Below are 17,780 nucleotides of genomic sequence, written 5' to 3'. Positions count from 1 at the left end.
CTTGGCTCAACGTTACATCCCCGCGCTCGCCGTCTCCTGCTTGACGCTTCTGCCGCAGAATGCGCTTGCCGCGACCGGCCTCGATGGTGCGGCGATGCGCTGGCCCTATGCGCTGCCCTTTGCCGGCTTGTTGCTGTCGATTGCAATGGGGCCGCTGCTGTTGCCGAAGATCTGGCATCACCATTACGGCAAGATCACCGCTGCCTGGTCGCTGCTGGCGCTCGCCGCGCTCGTCGTCTTTGCCGGCGGCGCGGCGACCTTGGCGGCGCTGGTCCATGCCATGCTCGCCGAATATCTCGGCTTCATCGTGCTGCTGTTCGCTCTCTATGTCGTGGCCGGCGGCATCCTCATCACCGGCGACATCAAGGGCACGCCGGCGGCGAATGTCGGCATCCTCGCGCTCGGCACGCTGGGGGCGAGCATCGTCGGGACCACGGGTGCCGCGATGATCCTGATCCGCCCCTTGATCCGCGCTAACCGGCAGCGGCGCCACAACACCCATGTCGTCATCTTCTTCATCATCCTGGTGGCCAATGTCGGCGGCGCGCTGAGCCCGCTCGGCGATCCCCCGCTGTTCGTCGGCTTCCTGCATGGCGTTGACTTCTTCTGGACCACGCGGACCATCTGGTTGCAGACCGCACTCGTCGCCGTCCTGCTGCTCGCGATCTTCGCCGTCGTCGACGTCTGGCGCTTTCGCAGTGAGCCGCCGCCCGCCGACACAGGCCGGGGAGAGCCGTTGCGCATCCGCGGCCTCGTCAATCTGGTGCTGATCGCAGCCATCGTCGCCAGCCTTCTCGCTTCGGCGATGTGGAGGCCCGACATTGCCTTCGACATTTTCGGTACCAAGCTGGAGCTGGAGGACGTCGCGCGCAACCTGGCGCTGCTGGCCATCGCGGCGCTGTCGGTGTGGCTGACGCCCGACGAGCACAGGCAGGCCAACGGCTTCACCTGGGAGCCGATCCGCGAGGTCGCAAAACTGTTCGCGGGCATCTTCGTCGCCATCATCCCGGTCATTGCCATGCTCAATGCCGGCCATCACGGCGCGTTCGCCTGGCTGCTGTCGGCGGTGACGGCGCCGGATGGCGCGCCGCGCGAGGTCGTTTATTTCTGGTTCACCGGCCTGATGTCCGCGTTCCTCGACAATGCGCCGACCTATCTGCTGTTCTTCGAGCTCGCCGGCGGCAATCCGCAGGTGCTGATGCATCAGCTCTCGGGCACGCTCGCCTCGATCTCCATGGGAGCGGTCTACATGGGAGCACTCACCTATATCGGCAACGCGCCGAACTTCATGGTGAGCAGCATCGCCCGCGAGAACGGCGTCGCGATGCCGAGCTTCTTCGGTTATCTCCTGCGCGCCGGCGCCGTGCTGATCCCGCTGTTCCTGTTGCTGACGTTCCTGCCGGTCGCACCGATCCTGCACTGGCATTGAATCCGCCGGCCGATTTGCTATTGCTCGCTTTCGTAGTTGGAGCCGATGATGAGCGCGCATGATCCGATGCCCCGGTCGGCCTGGGTCTTTCCGGCGCTGGCCCTGCTGTTGTTCGCAGCCGTCAGCGCCACGGATTACGTCTTCACGCTGTCGTTTGGCGGTCTTCTCTTCACCGTCGTCCTTCTGGTCATCCTGTTCGGCACGGTGTTCGCGGCGGTTCATCATGCCGAGGTGATCGCGGAGCGGGTCGGCGAACCCTACGGCACGCTGGTGCTGACGCTCTCGGTGACCATCATCGAGGTCGCGCTGATCACCACGATCATGCTGGGCGACAAGCCTGCCCCGGCACTGGCGCGCGACACCGTGTTCGCCGTGGTCATGATCGTCTGCAACGGCCTCGTCGGGCTCTGCATCTTCATCGGCGGCCTGCGCTATCGCGAGCAGGGTTTTCAGCTCTCCGGCGCCAACGTCTATCTCAGCGTGCTGTTCGCGCTCGCGACCATCACGCTGATCCTGCCGAACTACACCACCACCACGCCGGGGCCGGTCTATTCGGCGGTCCAGCTCGGCTTCGTCGACGTGGTCACGCTGGCGCTCTATGCGGTGTTTCTCTACACCCAGACGGTCCTGCACAAGGATTACTTCGTCCACGAGCGGGCGTACGCCGGCAGCGGCGAGGTGCATCTGTCGGGCAGGATGCTGGTGCTCAGCGTCGTGCTGCTGCTGATCGCGCTGCTGGCGGTCGTGCTGCTCTCCAAGAAATTCTCGCTGGTGGTCGACGCCGTCGCGGCCAAGATCGGCGCGCCGCCGGCCTTTGCCGGGCTTCTGGTCGCGCTTCTGATCCTGATGCCGGAAGGCGTCGCGGCCGTCTCGGCGGCCCGCCAGAACGACCTCCAGAAGAGCATCAACCTCGCTCTGGGATCGTCGCTGGCGACCATCGGCCTGACCATTCCTGCCGTCGGGGTCGCCACTTACGCGCTCGACAAGGAGCTTGAGCTCGGCCTCGGCGCCCAGGGCAGCGTGCTCCTGCTGCTGACCTTCTTCCTGAGCATGCTGACCTTCGGCACGGGCAGGACCAATGTCCTGTTCGGCCTGGTGCATATGGTGGTATTTGCCGTCTACGTGTTCATGGTTTTCGTACCCTAGAAGGAGCTCCCGGTGCTTGCCGCCAAGTCCGAGGTTCAGGTCGACAACGAAGAGGTCCGGGTGACCGAATGGCGGCTTGCCCCCGGCAGCGCCACCGGCCATCACACCCATGGCATGGACTATGTGATCGTTCCGGTCGCCGCCGGCGAGATGACCATCGTCGCGCCCAATGGCGAAAGGTCCAAGGCGCAGCTTGCCGCCGGGAAATCCTATTTCCGCAAGGCCGGCGTCCAGCATGACGTACTTAACGAAACCTCAACTGAGATCGTGTTCCTTGAAATTGAGCTGAAACGCTAGGGTCGCGCCCCTGTTTGCCATCGATCCGTCGCAGTTGATCCCTCACAATGCCCTAAAGTTCCCGCATCAGGTCGCGCGGGGAGTGTGGTCGGAATGCTGAAATACCTCGCAAAAATTTCGATGGATATTTTCCCCTCGGTGCTCGCGACGATCATCGGGGCCTACATCGTCAATCATTACATCAACGCCAAGCCGGCCGCCGACACCCCAGCCGCCGTGACCGCGCCTGCCCAGACCGGCAGCGACGGCAAACCCACCGATACCGCCAACCTTCCCGCCTCCGGCGTCAAGGCCAAGGGCATCCCCGAGAAGAGCGTGACGGACAAGGCGGCGGTCGAGAAGCCGGTCGATCATCCGCCGGCCGCCGAGACCAAGGCCGCAGACGTGGCTCCCGCTGACACCGGTCCGCGCGGACGTCCCTCTGCCCGCGACAAGGCCGCGGCGAAATCCGCACCGGCGGCTTCTGCTCCCGTGGTTGAGGCCAATTCGGCCCCGACGGCGGCTTCCGCGGCTCCCGACGCCAACGATCTGGCGCGTGCTGCGATCGAGCGCCTGCGCAAGTCGCCCGAGGGCAAGGCTGCCGAGGCCAGGTCGTCGGAAACCAAGCCTGCCGAGGCTCGCGCGTCGGAGACCAAGCCGGCTGAGCCTGCGGTGCGGGACGCCGCCCGCACGCCGGAGGCTCCGCGTGTCGTGAATGTGGAGCCGTCTCCAGTCCGTCCGCTGCCGCCGCCGATCAATGTCTCGACGCCCTCACCCGAGGCCTATGGCAATGGGGGCTCCAATCCGCCCTACACGGCCTCGATCGGCAACGATGATCCGAATCGGGTGACGCCGCCGGCCGACATTCCCGTGCCGGTCATCGCACCGCCGCTCGACCTGCGTGCCGATGCGGGCGCCGCCCTGCCGCGGCCGAAGAAGACCAATGTCGCCGACGAGATGCTGTCGGGCATGAAGTCGATGTTCAACGCCGTTCTGCCCAAGAGCGCCACGCCCGACTAGAACTCCGCTCAGCCTCCGCCAAACCGTCAGCCGCCGACGCGGGCGAGACCGCTGCGAGCGGGTTCGTCGCGTGGACGAAGCGCAACCGCCTTGGTGTAGGACGCCGCCGCCTTGGCTTTGTCGCCCAAGCGCTCATAGACCTGACCGCGCGCGGTCCAGACCTGGGCATTGTTCGGATCGGCCTCGGAGGCTTCGTCGAGATCGGCTGCGGCCTCCTTGACCTTGCCGAGCGCGAGATAGCTGTTGGCGCGGCCCAGCAGCGGCTCGGCCTTTTGCGGGTTGAGTCCGCTGGCGGCGCTGAAATCGGCGATCGCGAAGTCGTGCTGGTTGTTGCCCTGGTAGATCAGGGCGCGGCCATAGAGCGCCTGCGCATTGTAGGGATCGAGGCCGATCGCGCGATTGAACTCGTCGAGCGCTGCCGCGGCCTCGCCTGACTTCGCCAGAGACTGAGCCTTCGCGGTATGGGCCTGGGCTTCGGTGACGTTGCCGGCGCTCACCGCGCTCTCGGCCGGCGCGGCGGCCTTGGGGGCCTCCTGCGGCTTGTCCTTCTCCGGCATCAGTGATCCCAGATCGAACGAGCAGCCGCCCAGCACGATCCCCGTCAGGGCCGCCGCGAGCGGCGGCTGCCAGATCCGGCGCCGTCGCGGAAGGCCGCGCTGGGAGAAAGGGGAGGCCATCTACGGTTGGCTCGCGCTAGAGCTTGATCCGACAAGTCCTCAAAACAATAACGCGGGCCCGGGGCCCGCGTCATCGAAAACTAAAGTCTTGCTGAATCGGCTCAGCGCGGTCCGCGCGGACCTGCACCGGGGCCGCCACGACCGCCGCGATCACCGCCCGGGCCGGCGCCGAACACCGGCTTCGGCTTCATCGGCAGCAGGCCTTCGCGCTGCAGCTTCTTGCGGGCCAGCTTGCGCGCGCGGCGCACGGCCTCGGCCTTTTCGCGGGCCTTCTTCTCGGAGGGCTTCTCGTAATGACCGCGGAGCTTCATCTCGCGGAAAATTCCCTCGCGCTGCATCTTCTTCTTCAGCGCCTTGAGGGCTTGATCAACATTGTTATCGCGAACGAGAACCTGCACGCGGCATCCTCTTCAGGTGGATCGGATTTGAATTCTGGTAAGTCAAAGGGGATGGCGAAACGCGCAAGCCCTTAACCTTGAGCGCGCGGATGTATCAGACAAAACCGCAGATGTCCACCGGCCAAGCGGATTTTCGGGCCAAGTTCGGCCATTAAATGCGGCGAAAATACCTCCATGCGGCCCCGATTTGGGCGATTTGGCGCCGAGGACGGGGCCGCACCGGAGCTTTGTTCCGGAATCTTTGCAATGAGGGACTACAATGGACATCAAAAAATATGCTGCCGAAGCCATCGGCACCTTCTGGCTGACATTCGCGGGCTGCGGAAGCGCGGTGATCGCCGCCGGCTTCCCGCAGGTCGGGATCGGGCTGGTCGGCGTGTCCCTGGCTTTCGGATTGAGCGTCGTCACCATGGCCTACGCGATCGGCCACATCTCCGGGTGCCATCTGAATCCGGCCGTCACGGTCGGTCTCGCCGCCGGCGGCCGCTTTCCGGCCGGCCAGATCCTGCCTTATGTGATCGCCCAGGTGGCGGGCGCGATTGTCGCCGCATCGCTGCTCTATGTCATTGCGAGTGGGGCGCCCGGCTTCGACGTCAGCAAGGGCTTCGCCTCCAACGGCTATGGCGCGCATTCGCCCGGTCAGTACAGCATGATGGCCGGCTTCCTCACCGAGGTGGTGATGACCATGATGTTCCTGTTCATCATCATGGGGGCGACCCATGGGCGCGCGCCGGCGGGATTCGCACCGCTGGCGATCGGGCTCGCGCTGGTGATGATCCACCTCGTCAGCATTCCCGTCACCAACACCTCGGTGAACCCGGCGCGCAGCACCGGCCCGGCGTTGTTCGTCGGCGGCTGGGCGCTGTCGCAGCTGTGGCTGTTCTGGGGCGCGCCGCTGATCGGCGGCGCGCTCGGCGGGGTGATCTATCGCTGGCTCAGCGAGGAGCCCACCGGCATCGTTGCGGGTGTGAAGACGGCGTGATCGCAATCACCCGACGGGATTGCAGCTCTTGCTGCGATCCCGTCACTTGTCCCGGGGCGGCCTGACTTCGGTCACGTGGCCCATCTTGCGGCCGGGGCGCGGCGCGCCCTTGCCGTAGATGTGCACGGTCGCGCCCGGCACGCTCAGCCACTTTTCGTAATCGTTGATCTCGTCGCCGATCAAATTGGTCATAGTGACGACCTCGCCGTGGCGCACCGGCTTTCCGAGCGGCCAGCCGGCGATGGCGCGGATGTGCTGCTCGAACTGTGAGACGGAGGCGCCGTCGAGCGTCCAGTGCCCGGAATTGTGCACGCGCGGCGCGATCTCGTTGACCAGCACCTTCGGTCCGGTGCCGCCTGCCAGCACGAACATCTCGACCGCGAGCACGCCGACATAGTCGAGCGCGCTTGCGATTTTGCTCGCGATGCTGCGCGCCTCCTCGGCGAGCGCGTCAGGAATCGGCGCGGGCGCACGCGATATCTTCAGGATGTGGTCGCGGTGCTCGTTCTCGGTGACGTCGAAGCACTCGACCTCGCCCGTGGCCGCGCGCGCGGCGATCACGGAGATCTCGCGCTCGTAGGGCACGAAGGCCTCCAGGATCGCCGATTTGGTGGCGAGGCTGGTCCACACCTTCGCGATGTCGTCGCCCTCGCGGATGATGGCCTGGCCCTTGCCGTCATAGCCGAAGCGGCGGGTTTTCAGCACCGCTGGAAGGCCGATCCTGGCGATCGCCTCGCGCAGCGAGGAGACGGAGGTGACGTCGGCGTAGGCGGCAGTGCCGATCCCGAGCTTCGTCACGAAATCCTTCTCGGCGAGCCGGTCCTGGGTCGTCTCGAGGATCTTGCGGTTGGGCAGCACCGGGCGGCGCGCGTCCAATACCAGCGCGGCTGCCGCCGGCACGTTCTCGAATTCGTAGGTGATGACGTCGACATCATGCGCGAACAATTCGAGCGCCTCGACGTCGGCATATTCGGCGCAGGTCGCGTTCAGCACGACGTCGAAGGCCGGTGAATCCGGATCGGGCGAGAACACCTGGCAGCGCAGGCCGAGTCGCGCCGCGGCCATGGCAAGCATCCGGCCCAATTGTCCGCCGCCGAGGATTCCGATGGTGTCACCGGGCTTCAGCTTCACGTGCCTGGTGTCCGTCACGCCTTGTCCTCCGGCCGCTCGGCGACCGCCTCGGTCTGGGCCTTGCGCCAGGCGGCGAGGCGATCCGACAGGGCGGGGTCGGACAATGCCAGCACGGCGGCTGCCAGCAGCGCGGCATTGATCGCGCCGGCCTTGCCGATGGCGAGGGTGCCGACCGGAATGCCCGCGGGCATCTGGACGATCGAATAGAGCGAATCGACGCCCCTGAGCGTCTTGGATTCGACGGGAACACCAAACACAGGGAGTTCCGTCAGCGCCGCCGCCATGCCGGGCAGATGGGCCGCGCCACCGGCGCCGGCGATGATAATCTTGTAGCCTGCGGCCTTGGCACCCTTGGCGAATGCGAACAGCCGGTCGGGCGTGCGGTGGGCCGAGACGATGCGGCTGTCGGCAGCAATGCCGAGCGCGTCAAGCGTGTCGGCGGCGTGCCGCATCGTGTCCCAGTCCGACTGGCTTCCCATGATGATGGCGATCGGCGCGGTCATGACGTCAATTGTGCCCAGAAAAACAGAGAGATAGGCCAGATTAATGATTCCGGCCGGCGGCTCGCAAGGCGGTGGCAAGGAGAAGGGAATCCACTATCCTGTCTTGGTGAATCCCCGCAAGCCTTCATTGAGCACGATGCCCATGAAGAAACCGAAAAGGGCGAGCCCTGCGAAGGCCAGAAAGGGCCGGAACATGAGCGCCGCCCGATCCAAAGCCGCTTCGAGCCGCGCGGCCAAACCGGCCTTGCGCAGAGCGCCGGCTGCCGATGACGGCAAGGCGATCATCCGCGGCCTCAGGAGCAAGCTCAAGGCGGCCCTGCTGCGGATCTCGGAGCTCGAGGCGGCCGCCGATACCGATTTCCTGCTCGGGATTCCCAACCGGCGCGGTTTCGAGCGCGAACTCGCGCGCGCCATCGCCTATATGAAGCGCTACCGCGCCAGCGGGGCGCTGATCGTGCTCGACGTCGATCGGCTGAAGCCGATCAACGATTCCTTCGGTCATGCCGCCGGCGATGAGGTGCTCAAGGCGATTGTCGCCACGCTGACGCGACAGGTCCGCGCCTCCGACGTGGTCGGCCGGCTCGGGGGCGACGAGTTCGCGCTGCTGCTCTGGAATCTCAGCGAGACCGATGCGAAGGTCAAGGCTGCGGCCTTGGAGCAGGCGATCGACGAATTGTCATTCGTTTTTCGCGGCCAGCACGTGGCCGCGGGCGCCTCGGCCGGCGTCGCGCTGCTCGGTCCGCAATCCGCTGCAGGCCGCGCCCTGGAGGAGGCGGATGCCGCCATGTATGTGCGCAAGGCGAGCCGCCGGCACGAGCCGCGGATCAGGCTGGTCGGCGGCGAGCGCTAGTCTAGAGGGTGGCAAGATCTTCCGGCACGTTGCCGAACTTGCGCAGCAGCGTCGCGTCGCCGAATTCGCCGGTCATGGGATCGCCGCTGCGGCTGAACGCGATCGCGCCGATATGGCCGGCGCCGCGCGCCAGCATCTCTGCGCGTCGCAGCGCCGCCGTCGAGGACTGACACTCCTCTGCAGCGCCTGCGACGGGTGATCCGTCGTCATCGATCAAGAAGGGCATTGCAACGTAATAGGTCACATCCGACATGGCGTTGCTCCAAGGTTGAAGATTATGCGGCGCTGCTCTTGCTCCGCATCTTGCTGCGCGAGATCTCCGGAATGCAGCCGGCTGAAATCGCCGCCTGCAATTCCTCCAGCTCGGCTTCCAGATATTCGTTGGCCATGATCAGCGCCTTGATGGTGCTGCGCAGATTGCCGTCGCACATCGCGATCGCCTGATCGCAGGCCTGTTCGTAATGGCTGTTGTCGAAAAGGGCGGTTGCCGACATCTGCGTTGTCCTCGTGTGTTGTCCTTGAGTGTTCTCTGAGGTGTTGGGGCGCCCGCGAATGTTCCTATTTTGTTCTTATTGAGTCAAGCGGATTCGGAAGCGGCGGGGCGCCGCGCAAGACCGGCTCACGGTCAGGCGATGATGTCGGGGGTGATCTGGTCTTCGATGAATGCGATGCGGTCGCGCAACAACAGCTTGCGCTTCTTCAGGCGCTGTAACCGCAACAGGTCGGGGGCGGGCGATTGATGCAATGCATCGATCGCCGCATCGAGATCTCGGTGTTCCTGCTGCAACCGGGTGAGCTCGGCTTCGAGCTCACGCTCATCTTCATTGGTCATGTCTGCGGTGGCCGAAAACCGATAGGCGTGAGATCCGGGCTGTGGATGCCCTGTGGAAATTATCGTCCTTGCGCCGCGTGATCGCAAGCGATCTGCGATCCCTCGTCCCCGATCTCCAGCAACATATTTCTGCAGGGAGCTGCGGCGGTGCGTCGGCGTATTGATATCATGGATTTTTCCGGCGTGGTTCCCTTAGTCACGCTTCGTTACATATGAACTTTCAAAAATGACGCTGCAACGACGGATACCCATCGACAGGACGAATCGGTGATGTAGACTTGGTTGTCCGGATCGAATCCTAAAGGTTCAACCCTACCGAGGAGGTTTCGAATGACAATTCAGGCACATCTCGTTGAATTGGAACGGAAGCACAAACTTCTCGAAAACGAATTGCACGAAGCTCTCGTGCACCTTTCAACAGACGACCTGCAAATTGTTGAGTTGAAGCGCCGGAAGTTGATGGTCAAGGACCAGATCGAGCGTCTGAAGCAATCTGGCGACACGCTCCACTAGTAACCCCCGTGACAGTGTAGAGTTGATCACGTCCTTCACGCAGGGATGAGAGCATCCGTGCTCATCCCTGCTGCAAGGTGTGTACCGTGCAACACGGTTGTGCGGCGCTCACTCTTGCTTGGACCCGTGGCTCTCGACGCGCACACCTATCCGCTTCTCGAAACACTGTCGATATCTGCGAGCTCGGCGACGTGATCGGCGATCGCGAGCGAGGACGTCAGTCCCGGCGATTCGATGCCGAACAGATTGATCAGGCCTGCAACGCCGTGATCGCGCGGGCCCTGCATCAAGAAATCCTGCGTGGCCACGGCCGGCGGCACGATCTTCGGGCGGATGCCCGAATAGCTCGGCATCAGCGCGCCGTCAGGCAGCGTCGGCCAGTATTTGCGGATCGCGGGATAGAAGCGCTCGGCGCGTGACGGATCGACCTCGTAGTCGATCGTCTCGATCCATTCGACGTCAGGCCCGAAGCGCGCCTGTCCTGCCATGTCCAGCGTCAAGTGCACCCCGAGGCCGCCGGGCTCCGGCACCGGATAGATCAGACGCGAGAACGGCGCCTTGGCGTTGCAGCTGAAGTAGTTTCCCTTGGCGAGATAGGCCGGCGGAATCCGGTCCAGCGGCATGCCGTCGATGTTGCGCGCCACATGCGTTGCCGACAGCCCCGCGGCGTTGACGAGGAGGTTGCATTGCAGCGTCATCGGTGCCTCGCCGCCGGCATCGATCTCGATGAGGCCGGCCGCCGCCTTGGCACGGATCAGCGGGGTGTGAAACGCGAAAGCTGCGCCGGCGTCCTCGGCTTCGCCGCGCAGCGAGAGCATGTAGGAATGGCTGTCGATGATGCCCGTCGACGGTGACAGCAGCGCGGCGTCGCAGGCGAGCGCCGGCTCCAGCGCGCGTGCGGCCTCGCCCGAGAGCAGCTGCATGTCGAGCACGCCGTTGGCCTCGGCATGCGCCTTGATCGATTGCAGCTTCTCGGTCTCCTTCGGGCTGGTCGCGACGATCAGCTTGCCGCAATTTTTGTGCGGGATGCCGCGCTCGGCGCAGTAGCGGTACAGCGCGTGCTTGCCTGCCACGCACATGCGCGCCATCCAGCTCCCGGCCCGGTAGTAGATGCCGGCATGGATCACCTCGCTGTTGCGCGAGGAGGTGACGGTGCCGATCGCCTCGGCTTCCTCCAGCACGATCACCTCGCGCCCGGCCTGGGCGAGCTTCCGGGCCACCGCGAGCCCGACCACGCCGGCTCCGATGACGACGCAATCGACCCTATCCATGGTTGTGCAGGATACCAGTTGGAAGCACCGGTGGCGCACGGTCCGGATGCGGCGGCGCAGGCGGGGCTTCCGTTAAGAAGTCGTTTATCATGTCAGGGCAATTGCCGCATTTTATGTCACATTATTCTGTTGTGCCCACAGGCGTTTACCCGATCCAAACCCGCGAGGCCAGACAATCCGACGTTGAAATCGCGGGTGGCTGATGGCTGAGAAGAACTGGCACGTGGGCAGCACGCTTTCGATTGCTGTGCACGCCCTCCTATGCCTGGCCGTTACGGGCGCGCCTGCGCGCGCCTTTGCGGCATCGGACAGCCTTGCCGTTCCGGGCGATCTCACCAGGCTTGATCCCGGCGTGATCTGGGAAGCCCTCATCGCGGGCATCGTGGTCTGCTCGTTCCTCGCCGCGATCGGGCTGTGGATCCATTCCTCGCTGCGCCGGTCCAGCCGTTTGCAGCTGCGTCGCAACGCCTTCATCTCCTCCGCCATGAACAACCTCAACCAGGGCGTGGTGATGACGGATGCGCAGCGCCGCGTCATCTTCTGCAATGACCGCTATCTAGAGATCTATGGCCTGACGCGATCCGACCTCCGGCCCAACATGACCGGTTGCGACATCCTGAGGCTGCGCCGCGAGCGCGGAGTGCTCGGCGTCACCGATGACGAATTTTACCAAAAGGCATCGAGCGCCAATGGCCTGACCACGGAACTGCCGGACGGACGGGCTATCCTGGTGAAGTATTTCGTGTTGCCGAACGGCGGCTCGGTGGCGACCCATCTCGACGTCACCGAGCAGCGCAACCTGTCGCGGCAGCTCGCCTCCACCAAGCAGTTCCTGGAATCGGTGCTCGATCATGTGCCGGCCTGCGTGGCGGCCAAGAACATCGAGGACGGCTGCTACATCTTCGCCAACAGCGCCTATGAGAAGTTCTGGGGATTGTCGCGGGACTTCGCCGTCGGCAGGAATGCACGGGAGCTGTTTGCGTCGGCCTCGGCGGCCAGCATCGAGGCCGCTGACCAGGCCGCGCTCAATTCGCCGGATGGCCAGCACCGCAATGAGTTCGAGGTGGATCGTGCCGGCGCGCGGCGCATGGTCGCCTCGATCCGGATCGTGGTCCGCAACGAGAGCAACAAGCCCGAATTTCTGCTCATCCTGTTCGAGGACATCACCGACCGCCGCTCGCTGTCGCAGGAGCTGGAGAGCACCAAGAAGTTCCTCGAGCTCGTGGTCGACAACATCCCGGTTGCGCTGATCGTGGAGCAGGTCAAGGACGGCCGCTATCTGCTCGCCAACCGCAGCGCGGAGACGATCCTCAACCGCAGGCGCGAGGAAGCCACCGGACTGACCGCGTCCGACATCTTCAACGCCAAGGAAGCCAAGCTGATCGTCGCGCGCGACGAGGCCGCGATCAAGAAGCGCGGGATGATCACCGAGGAGCATCCGATCTCCACCAAGGGCGGCCTGCGGCTGTTCCTGACCCGCCGCGCCACTGTGGTCAACGATGCCGGCGAGCCGCAATATCTGATCAAGACCCACGAGGACGTCACCGACCGCCGGCAGACCGAGTCGCGCATGGCGCACATGGCCTATCACGACGGCCTCACCGATCTGCCGAATCGCGCCGCCTTCCTGCAGGCTCTGACCCAGATGATCGAGGCTTGCGAGGGCACCGGCGAGGAGTTCGCCGTGCTCTGCGTCGACCTCGACGGCCTCAAGGAGGTCAACGACGTCTTCGGCCATGCGCTCGGCGACAAGCTCCTGATCGAGGTCGCCCATCGGCTCCAGGATTCCGCACGCGGCGGCGTGGTGGCGCGCCTGTCCGGGGACGAGTTCGGCCTGATCATCGACGGCAAGCAGCCCGAGGCCGGCCTCGCGCTGGCGCAGCAGATCGGCGAAGCCGTCGCGAAGGATTTTCAGATCGACGGCCGGCCGGTCCGCGCCGGCATCACCACGGGCATGTCGGTCTTTCCCCACAATGGCACCGATGGCGCCTCGCTGCTCGCCAATGCCGGCGCGGCGCTGTTCCGCGCCAAGCAGAAGTCGCGCGGCACGATCAGCCTCTACCAGCCCGAGATGGACCAGCAGATCCGCGACCGCCGCGTGCTGCACCAGGACCTCTCCATGGCGGTCAAGAATGGCGAGCTCTCGCTCGCCTTCCAGCCGCAGGGGGCCGCGGGCCACAGCGTCGCCGAGAGCGAGATCATCGGCTTCGAGGCGCTGGCGCGCTGGCAGCATCCCGTGCGCGGCCAGGTTTCGCCGGCCGAATTCATTCCCATCGCCGAGGAGAGCGGCCTCATCGTCGAGATGGGCGAGTGGATCCTGCGCGAGGCCTGCCGCGAGGCGGCGTCCTGGCCGAAGCCGCTGCAGGTCGCGGTCAATCTGTCGCCGGCGCAGTTCATGCACGGCGACGTGGTCGGCCTCGTCCATTCGATCCTGATCGAGACGGGCCTCGCACCCGGCCGGCTCGAGCTCGAGATCACCGAAGGTGTTCTGATCGAGGATTTCGATCGCGGCCTTGCGCTGCTGCGCCGCCTGAAGGCGCTCGGCGTGCGCATCTCCATGGACGATTTCGGCAGCGGCTATTCTTCGCTGAGCTATCTCCAGGCGTTCCCGTTCGACAAGATCAAGATCGACCGCGCCTTCATCATCAATCTCGGCCGCAACCCGCAATCGGCGGCGATCGTGCGCGCCGTCATCGACCTCGGCCACGGCCTCGAAATGTCGATCATCGCCGAGGGCGTCGAGACGCTCGACCAGCTCGCCTTCCTCGCCAAGGAAGGCTGTGACGGGGTGCAGGGCTATCTGCTCGGCAAGCCGTTGCCGATCGGCAAATATGCCGGGCTCGTCGGCCGCGCCGAAGCCATGGAGCTTGCGCTGAAGACCGGTTAGAGCGTTTTCGAGCGAAGTGGACAGCGGCTCGCGTTAAGAAAACGCGTCAGAATATGAATCTAGAGCCACCGTTCCGATTTCATCGGAACGGAAATCGCTCTAGTGGATGGGAGTGCTTCGCTCCCATTCGACGGCTTCATGGCGGATTACGACCTCGCGATCATCGGCGGCGGCCTGAACGGCGTCAGCCTCGCCCGCGATGCGGCGGGCCGCGGCCTGCGGGTGATCCTGTTCGAGCAGGGCGATCTCGGCGGCGCGGCGTCGTCGGCCACACCGCGGCTGATCCACGGCGATCTCTCGGTGCTGGAGCGCCGCGGCTTTTGGCGGGTGCGCCGGGCACTGGCCGAGCGCCGGACCTGGCTCGCCATCGCGCCGCATCTGGTGCGGCCGATGCGTTTCGTGATTCCTGCACATGTGGACGAGCGTCCGCCGTGGCTGCTGCGGGCCGGCCTGTTTCTTTATGACGTCCTCGCCGGCCGGAGCGGCCTGCCCGGATCGACGACCCTCGACATCACCCATCACCCGGTCGGCAACGCGCTGAAGCGCCCGTTCGGCACGGCGTTCGAATATTCGGACTGTATCGTCGACGATTCCCGCCTTGTCGTGCTCACGGCGCTGGACGCCGCCGAGCGTGGTGCGACGATCCGGACCGGGGCGCGCTGCGTGCGTGCCGACCGAACCGACATCTGGCGGCTCGCCGTGGTCGACCGCGGCCACCGCCGCTCCGTTACAGCAAGGGCGCTGGCCAATACCAGTGGCGGCTGGACCTCGATCGTCGCGGAGACCGTCCTGCGCCAGCCGCAGCCCGCCGCGACGGCCATGCAGATGAGCCAGATCATCGTGCCCAGGCTGTTCGATTCAGACAATGTCTACGTGTTCCAGAACAGCGACGGCCGACTGATCTTCGCAAGCCCGTTTGAGCGCGCGTTCACGCTGATCGGCACAGTCACGCACGATTTCACCGGCGACCCCGCCATCGTGGCGGTGCGAGGGGCCGATGTCGGTTATCTCTGCGAAGCGGCGAGCCGCTACTTCCGCGAGCGCGTCGCCCCGACCGACGTGGTCCGGGCGGTCTGCGGCGTCAATCTGAGGCCCGCGTCCGCGCGGCAACGCGAGGGCACAACCCTGTTCCACGCGCGCCGGCGCAAGGCACCGCTGATCACGATGTTCGGCGGCGACCTCACCACCGCGCGCCGGCGCGCCGAGCGGGCGGTGACGAGGCTGACGCCGTTCTATCCGATGTCGCCGCCCTGGACCGCCGGCGCAGCGCTGCCAGGTGGAGATTTCGCCTGGGATCGTTTCGACACCGAGGTCGACCTCGCACGCGAGCGCTGGCGCTTTCTGTCCGAGCCGGAAGTCCAGCGCCTGGTCGCGGCCTACGGCTCGCGATTGGCGGCCGTGCTCGGTGAAGCAAGGACGCGCAAAGAGCTTGGCCCAGCCTTCGGTCCCGAACTGACCGGCGCGGAGGTGCGATATCTCATGACCCACGAATGGGCGCGTTTTCCGGATGACGTTCTGTGGCGCCGTTCCAAGCTGGGCCTGACAATGCCTGCGGCGGACCACGACGCGCTGGCGGCGTTCATGGCAGATCTGAGCCGGTCACTGGTGTAGCCCGGATGGAGCGAAGCGAAATCCGGGAGAGTCTCTGCGCCGGCGAACAGCCCCGGATTCCGCTTCGCTCCATCCGGGCTACGGCGGCGCGATGTAAGTTTTCCCCGAACCGGTTGAGCTAAACACGATCGGCCGCTAGCGTGCGGCGGAATCGGGGTTGGCAGGGACCATGGCGGAAGAATTGCCCGGGATGAACGTTGCGGCTGAAGCGGCTGGCGGGGACGCATGCCCGGCGCCCGGCCAGCCGCTGCTGCGCATCGAGGGCGTCGCCAAGACCTTTGGCACGTTCCGCGCCGTCGACGGCGTGTCGCTCGATATCAAGGCCGGCGAGTTCTTCGCGCTGCTCGGCCCGAGCGGCTGCGGCAAGACCACGCTCTTGCGCATGCTCGCGGGCTTCGAGGCGCCGGACGAGGGGCGTATCCTGCTCGGCGGCAAGGATATCGCGCAGGCGCTGCCGCACGAGCGCCCGATCAACATGATGTTCCAGAACTATGCGCTGTTCCCGCATCTGTCGGTACGCGACAACATTGCCTTCGGCCTGAAGCGCGCCGGCATGCCGCGTGCCGACATCGCCACGCGCGTCGCGGAGATGGTGGCGCTGGTCAAGCTCGAGGGATTGGAGAAGCGCAAGCCGGACCAGTTGTCCGGCGGTCAGCGCCAGCGCGTGGCGCTCGCCCGCGCATTGGCGCGCCGCCCGCAACTCCTGCTGCTCGACGAGCCGCTCGCAGCCCTCGACAAGAAGCTTCGCGAAAACACGCAAGCCGAGCTGATGGAACTGCAGCGGCGGCTCGGCATGACCTTCATCATCGTCACCCACGACCAGGAGGAGGCGATGACGATGGCGAGCCGGATCGGCGTGATGAAATCAGGCAAGCTCGCCCAGGTCGCGAACCCCCGCGAGCTCTATGAGGCGCCGCGCTCGCGCTGGATCGCCGAGTTCGTCGGCGACATCAACCTGTTCGACGGCGAGTCAAAATTGCGCGACGGTCATCGTCTGGTCATCGGCACGCGCGATGCGGGGGCGCTGGTGGTGGCCGAGCCGCGTGAGGCGGTCGGCACCGGAAAACTGGCGGTCGCGATCCGCCCCGAGAAGGTCAAGCTGTCGCGCCGCGGCCCGGCCAACGAGGCCGGTCGTGAGACGGCGATCAACACCCTCGAGGGCGTGATCGCGGACATCTGCTATCTCGGCGGCACCACCACCTATAAGGTGAAGCTCGACACCGGCGGGATGCTGCAGGCGTCGGTCGCTAACAGCGCGCGGCTGGACGTCGACGCCTACAGCCTGAACCAGCATGTCGTCGCCTGGTTCACGCCCGACGATTGCGTGGTGCTGCAATCATGAGCTCGCGCCGCATCTTCGCAAAGCCGGCGCGCTTCGCGGCCATCGCGCCCTATGTCTGGATGGTGCTGTTCTTCCTGGTGCCGTTCGGCTTCGTGCTCAAGATCAGCCTGTCGCAGACCGCGATCGCGCAGCCGCCTTACGAGCCGGTGTTTGACCTCACGGCGGGATGGGACGCGCTGAAGGCAGCGTTCGCTGCGCTCTCGGTCGACAATTTCAAGCTGCTCGCCTCCGACGACATTTACGTCTTCGCCTATGTCCGCAGCCTCACCGTCGCCCTCACGGCCACCGCGCTGCTGCTCCTGATCGGCTATCCCATCGCCTACGGGATGGCGCGGCTGCCGCAGCGCTGGCAGGCGGTGGCGATGGTGCTGGTGATCGTGCCGTTTTGGACCTCGTTCCTGATCCGCATCTACGCCTGGATCAACATCCTCCAGCACGACGGCCTGCTGAACCAGGTCCTGCTGGCGCTGCATCTGGTCAGCCAGCCCGTAGTGTGGCTCTCCACCGACACCGCGATGTATATCGGCATCGTCTATTCCTATCTGCCGTTCATGATCCTGCCGCTCTACGCGACGCTCGCCAAGATGGAGCCGGTGCTGGAGGAAGCGGCTGCCGATCTCGGCGCGCCGCCCTGGCAGGTGTTCTGGCTCGTCACCTTCCCGCTGTCGCTGCCCGGCGTCGGCGCCGGCGTGCTCTTGTGCTTCATCCCGATCGTCGGCGAGTTCGTCATTCCCGACCTTCTGGCCGGCTCCAACGCGCTGATGATCGGCCAGACCCTGTGGCTCGAATTCTTCACCAACAAGGACTGGCCGGTTGCCTCGGCTGCCGCGATCGTGCTGCTGGTCGTGCTGCTGGTGCCGCTCTTGCTGTACGAGCGGCTGCAGAAGCGGCAGCTGGAACAGGGAAGGTAGC

Annotated in this window: 19 protein-coding genes; 11 read left to right on the top strand and 8 right to left on the bottom strand. The window is 65.4% G+C overall.

Features of this window, described 5'->3' with window-relative positions:
• Nucleotide 1: 1 nt before the first annotated feature.
• From I6F31_RS06640 to I6F31_RS06625, 4 genes are all read left to right on the top strand, one after another.
• A complete protein-coding gene (locus tag I6F31_RS06640) occupies nucleotides 2-1,429 on the top strand; it encodes a sodium:proton antiporter (protein WP_225146460.1) in 1,428 nt (475 codons plus the stop codon).
• A gap of 48 nt (nucleotides 1,430-1,477) precedes the next feature.
• Nucleotides 1,478-2,575 (top strand): ionic transporter y4hA, encoded by a 1,098-nt coding sequence (locus I6F31_RS06635; RefSeq protein WP_035998688.1) that lies wholly within the window; start codon nucleotides 1,478-1,480, stop codon nucleotides 2,573-2,575.
• Nucleotides 2,576-2,587: 12 nt separating this feature from the next.
• A complete protein-coding gene (locus tag I6F31_RS06630) occupies nucleotides 2,588-2,872 on the top strand; it encodes a cupin domain-containing protein (protein WP_036021948.1) in 285 nt (94 codons plus the stop codon).
• Between the two features lie 93 nt (nucleotides 2,873-2,965).
• Nucleotides 2,966-3,871 carry a hypothetical protein gene (locus I6F31_RS06625; protein ID WP_036021950.1) on the top strand — a complete coding sequence of 302 codons (906 nt, stop codon included), beginning with the start codon at nucleotides 2,966-2,968 and terminating at the stop codon, nucleotides 3,869-3,871.
• Nucleotides 3,872-3,897: 26 nt separating this feature from the next.
• Here the strand turns inward: I6F31_RS06625 and I6F31_RS06620 are convergent, their stop codons facing one another.
• Both I6F31_RS06620 and rpsU read right to left on the bottom strand, forming a co-directional pair.
• A complete protein-coding gene (locus I6F31_RS06620) occupies nucleotides 3,898-4,548 on the bottom strand; it encodes a tetratricopeptide repeat protein (protein WP_074447704.1) in 651 nt (216 codons plus the stop codon).
• 101 nt (nucleotides 4,549-4,649) lie between these two features.
• Entirely contained in the window at nucleotides 4,650-4,946 is a 297-nt protein-coding gene (gene rpsU, locus I6F31_RS06615) for a 30S ribosomal protein S21 (RefSeq protein WP_008546194.1), read from the bottom strand.
• A 259-nt stretch (nucleotides 4,947-5,205) separates the two neighbouring features.
• On the opposite strand from rpsU, the gene aqpZ reads away from it, so the two are divergent.
• On the top strand, nucleotides 5,206-5,928 hold the full coding sequence (aqpZ, locus tag I6F31_RS06610; protein ID WP_225185172.1) for an aquaporin Z: 723 nt from the start codon (nucleotides 5,206-5,208) through the stop codon (nucleotides 5,926-5,928).
• Between the two features lie 42 nt (nucleotides 5,929-5,970).
• Here aqpZ and I6F31_RS06605 read toward each other — a convergent pair whose 3' ends face one another.
• Nucleotides 5,971-7,077: a 5-(carboxyamino)imidazole ribonucleotide synthase gene (locus I6F31_RS06605; protein WP_036021959.1), complete on the bottom strand. Its 1,107-nt coding sequence runs from the start codon at nucleotides 7,075-7,077 to the stop codon at nucleotides 5,971-5,973.
• On the bottom strand, nucleotides 7,074-7,562 hold the full coding sequence (gene purE / locus I6F31_RS06600) for a 5-(carboxyamino)imidazole ribonucleotide mutase (protein WP_036021962.1): 489 nt from the start codon (nucleotides 7,560-7,562) through the stop codon (nucleotides 7,074-7,076). The genes I6F31_RS06605 and purE overlap by 4 nt, the downstream gene beginning before the upstream one ends.
• A 142-nt stretch (nucleotides 7,563-7,704) precedes the next feature.
• On the opposite strand from purE, the gene I6F31_RS06595 reads away from it, so the two are divergent.
• A complete protein-coding gene (locus tag I6F31_RS06595) occupies nucleotides 7,705-8,412 on the top strand; it encodes a GGDEF domain-containing protein (RefSeq protein WP_225185171.1) in 708 nt (235 codons plus the stop codon).
• 1 nt (nucleotide 8,413) lies between these two features.
• Here I6F31_RS06595 and I6F31_RS06590 read toward each other — a convergent pair whose 3' ends face one another.
• The 3 genes from I6F31_RS06590 to I6F31_RS06580 form a co-directional block, all read right to left on the bottom strand.
• A complete protein-coding gene (locus I6F31_RS06590; RefSeq protein WP_036021965.1) occupies nucleotides 8,414-8,665 on the bottom strand; it encodes a hypothetical protein in 252 nt (83 codons plus the stop codon).
• Between the two features lie 22 nt (nucleotides 8,666-8,687).
• Nucleotides 8,688-8,906, bottom strand: coding sequence for a hypothetical protein (locus I6F31_RS06585; RefSeq protein WP_035998725.1), 219 nt, complete (start codon nucleotides 8,904-8,906; stop codon nucleotides 8,688-8,690).
• Nucleotides 8,907-9,037: 131 nt separating this feature from the next.
• Nucleotides 9,038-9,244, bottom strand: a complete 207-nt coding sequence (locus I6F31_RS06580; RefSeq protein WP_008546179.1) for a DUF465 domain-containing protein — start codon at nucleotides 9,242-9,244, stop codon at nucleotides 9,038-9,040.
• A gap of 330 nt (nucleotides 9,245-9,574) precedes the next feature.
• On the opposite strand from I6F31_RS06580, the gene I6F31_RS06575 reads away from it, so the two are divergent.
• Nucleotides 9,575-9,757: a DUF465 domain-containing protein gene (locus I6F31_RS06575; protein ID WP_008546178.1), complete on the top strand. Its 183-nt coding sequence runs from the start codon at nucleotides 9,575-9,577 to the stop codon at nucleotides 9,755-9,757.
• Between the two features lie 146 nt (nucleotides 9,758-9,903).
• Here I6F31_RS06575 and I6F31_RS06570 read toward each other — a convergent pair whose 3' ends face one another.
• Nucleotides 9,904-11,028 (bottom strand): NAD(P)/FAD-dependent oxidoreductase, encoded by a 1,125-nt coding sequence (locus I6F31_RS06570; RefSeq protein ID WP_035998729.1) that lies wholly within the window; start codon nucleotides 11,026-11,028, stop codon nucleotides 9,904-9,906.
• Nucleotides 11,029-11,230: 202 nt separating this feature from the next.
• Between I6F31_RS06570 and I6F31_RS06565 the strand changes: the two genes are divergently transcribed.
• From I6F31_RS06565 to I6F31_RS06550, 4 genes are all read left to right on the top strand, one after another.
• A complete protein-coding gene (locus I6F31_RS06565; protein WP_225139248.1) occupies nucleotides 11,231-13,915 on the top strand; it encodes an EAL domain-containing protein in 2,685 nt (894 codons plus the stop codon).
• 138 nt (nucleotides 13,916-14,053) lie between these two features.
• Nucleotides 14,054-15,526, top strand: coding sequence for a glycerol-3-phosphate dehydrogenase (locus tag I6F31_RS06560; protein WP_225185170.1), 1,473 nt, complete (start codon nucleotides 14,054-14,056; stop codon nucleotides 15,524-15,526).
• Between the two features lie 169 nt (nucleotides 15,527-15,695).
• The gene (locus I6F31_RS06555; protein ID WP_225126275.1) at nucleotides 15,696-16,868 is read left to right on the top strand and encodes an ABC transporter ATP-binding protein; all 1,173 of its coding nucleotides are present in this window, start codon (nucleotides 15,696-15,698) and stop codon (nucleotides 16,866-16,868) included.
• The gene (locus I6F31_RS06550) at nucleotides 16,865-17,779 is read left to right on the top strand and encodes an ABC transporter permease (RefSeq protein ID WP_225185169.1); all 915 of its coding nucleotides are present in this window, start codon (nucleotides 16,865-16,867) and stop codon (nucleotides 17,777-17,779) included. Before I6F31_RS06555 ends, I6F31_RS06550 begins: the two co-directional genes overlap by 4 nt.
• The last annotated feature ends 1 nt before the right edge of the window (nucleotide 17,780 follow it).

Origin of the sequence: Bradyrhizobium sp. NBAIM01, from assembly GCF_020194115.1 — a bacterium.
GTDB lineage: Bacteria > Pseudomonadota > Alphaproteobacteria > Rhizobiales > Xanthobacteraceae > Bradyrhizobium > Bradyrhizobium yuanmingense.
This window is presented reverse-complemented; position numbering and strand designations above follow the sequence as displayed.